We start from the raw sequence: 2,577 nt of genomic DNA, 5'->3' as shown, positions 1-2,577 counted from the left end.
ACTACTACCTGCATCTGCTGCCCGGGGTCCCGGCGCGCCACGCAACTCAGCGACTCACCCTGCTCGATTGTGCGGATGCATCGTTCACGGCACTCACGCAGAAGATCCTCGACCGACCGCGGCTCGTGACGAGGATACGGGATGCCATCGCCGATCCTGGTTCGGCCCATCTCACGTGTTTCAGCTCTACGAACCTCGAGCGGAGCCTCGCCGTGCGGCTCGGGATCCCCCTCTACGCCTGCGATCCGGCTCTGTCACACCTGGGGACCAAGTCCGGCGCTCGTCGTTTGCTCCGCGAAGCCGGCGTGCCGGTCCCGCGCGGTCGAGAGGATCTCCGTGACCTCGATGATGTCGTCGATGCGCTCGCCGAGCTTCGCAGGATCAACCCGTTGCAGGCCCATGCGGTCGTCAAGCTCGACGAAGGGTTCTCCGGTGAGGGGAACGCCACGTTCTCTTTCGAAGGCGCACCGTCGACCGGCGTCGGTGACTGGGTCCGACGGCAGCTGCCTCATCGCCTGACCTTCGAGGCAGCTGGCGAGAGTCTCGACCCGTTCGTCGCCAAATTTGCTCGCATGGGCGGCGTCGTGGAGGCGTTCGTCGACGGCGACGAGAAGCGGTCGCCCTCGGTTCAGTGCCGCATCAACCCGATCGGCGGGGTCGAAGTCATCTCGACGCACGATCAGATTCTCGGTGGGCGCACGGGTCAGGTGTTCCTCGGAGCGACCTTTCCCGCCGACAGCGCCTACCGCCCCGAGCTGCACCGGATGGGCATCGACGTCGGGGAGCGACTGGCACGAATGGGGGTGCTCGGGCGGTTCGGCGTCGACTTCATCACGACGCGGGCACCGGACGGGTGGCATCACCAGGCGCTCGAGATCAACCTACGCAAGGGCGGGACGACCCTCCCCTACATGATGCTCGAGTTCCTCACCGACGGTGGGTACGACCTCGATCGAGGCGAACACGTCACCGCGGCCGGCCAGACCCGGCACTACGTGTCCTCCGACAACATCCGCAACCCGGCGTATCGAGGGCTCACACCTGACGACCTCGTCGACCTCGCCGTCGATCACCGGCTGCACTTCGAGGCGAGCAGCCAACAAGGCGTGGTCTTCCACCTCATGGGTGCGCTCTCGCGATACGGCAAGTTGGGCATGGTGGCCATCGGTGACAGCGCCTCGTCGGCCAGGCAGATCTACGCCGACACGCTTGCGGTACTCGACCGGGAGACAGGAGCCGCCGCGTCCCGCTCCGTTGGATCGGGGCCCTGACCGACCACGCTACCGAAGCCGAACGTGTCTACCGGGATCCACGACGCGCTGCGACGCTGACGCTGACCACTCCATCACGGTCCTGCCCCGTCGTGCGCACCGCAAACAAGGGCCGGTAGTAGCCGATGGCGAGAGCGACGGCGGTCGCTGCGAACAAGAATCCGTCCCGAAGGAAGGCTGGTCAGTGCGGTGGTGGCTTGAGCTGCGGGCTGTCGATCGGGGGCAATCTCGGTCCGTCTCTGATTGGGGTGAAATTGCTGAACTCGGTGGCAACGGCCAGCGGCACTACGTCCGCGTCGGCCCGGTCGATCGGCGAGGTCGTTGCCGGTACCGGCTTCTTGCCGAGGCGGCGAACTGGCTTCGACGGGGCAGGTGCCGCGAAGACCTGATCGCTGACCCAAGTTGCCTGCGAAGTTGGGTGCTCGGCGTCAAACGTGAACCCGGCGAGCCGGTCGTTGGGCTGGAACTCGCCGGTGTATTGCCCGTGCGTTCCGTTGTTCCACAAGATGTCGAAGGTAAAGGTGTCCCCAGCCACCTTGCCCGTCGCCTGCATCGAGTGGGCGGTGGTGGGGTCGGCGACCCATTGCACTCCTAGGAACGATCTTATATCTCCACCCTTGAAGAACCAGGTATCGCCACTGAGGTCGCCGCCGTGCTGCTCGATGTTGACGCCCACGGTGTACCCGTTGGACTGCACAATGCTCCACGCACCGGAAACGTTTCGCTCAGACATGGCGTCTTCCCATCAGAGGACCGGCTCGTACAACGTGACATGGGAACTTCGATGTGGTGTGTTGCATTTGACTGCCTTTCGGGTTCATTGGTGAGGGATGGACGTCAGTCGGTTGCCCGTTCCTGCAGTGCGGAACAATCGACGAACTTGTGCGGCCTCGTAAATCGTGGGGCCATGGACAGGCCGCGTCGCCGAGCGTGAAGTGGAACGGCGTTCATTGCGCTGGTTCCGGTGGTCCGGCTGCGATGTCGAAGCGCTGGAGGATGTTGAGGTCTTCGTCGACGGCCCACAGCGAGCCGTCGAGTACGTCCAGCGAGTTGACGTTGAGCACGTCGATCTGATCGACCACTTCGTACGTGTCGGGGTCAACGATCAGGATCGCGGCGTCGGCGTCGGCGTAGGTGCCGACATAGATGCCCTCGCCGTCGTAGGCGTTCTGGGAGATTCCGACGGTGAGCCCGAGGTCGTGGGTACCGGTGACTGTCCACGTCGTTCGATCGACGACCACAGCGGAGGAGTTCTGGCTGCCTGCGAAGTACAGCGCATCGGGGAGAACGACCGGAACGGTCACAT

Annotated in this window: 3 protein-coding genes; 1 reads left to right on the top strand and 2 read right to left on the bottom strand. The window is 64.4% G+C overall.

Translation table 11 applies throughout. The annotated features are described in order from the left end of the window. Positions 1-1,271, top strand: a 1,271-nt coding sequence (locus WBV89_RS18605; RefSeq protein WP_423982824.1) for a peptide ligase PGM1-related protein, incomplete at its 5' end; no start/stop codon positions are given. A 181-nt stretch (positions 1,272-1,452) separates the two neighbouring features. Here WBV89_RS18605 and WBV89_RS18600 read toward each other — a convergent pair. After that, complete coding sequence (locus tag WBV89_RS18600) at positions 1,453-1,947, bottom strand: hypothetical protein (protein WP_423982823.1); 495 nt, start codon at positions 1,945-1,947, stop codon at positions 1,453-1,455. A gap of 271 nt (positions 1,948-2,218) precedes the next feature. Then, the coding region (locus WBV89_RS18595) for a hypothetical protein (protein WP_423982822.1) at positions 2,219-2,577 on the bottom strand (359 nt) is incomplete at its 5' end.

It is taken from the genome of Ilumatobacter sp., from assembly GCF_049588435.1.
Lineage (GTDB): Bacteria > Actinomycetota > Acidimicrobiia > Acidimicrobiales > Ilumatobacteraceae > Ilumatobacter_A.
This window is presented reverse-complemented; position numbering and strand designations above follow the sequence as displayed.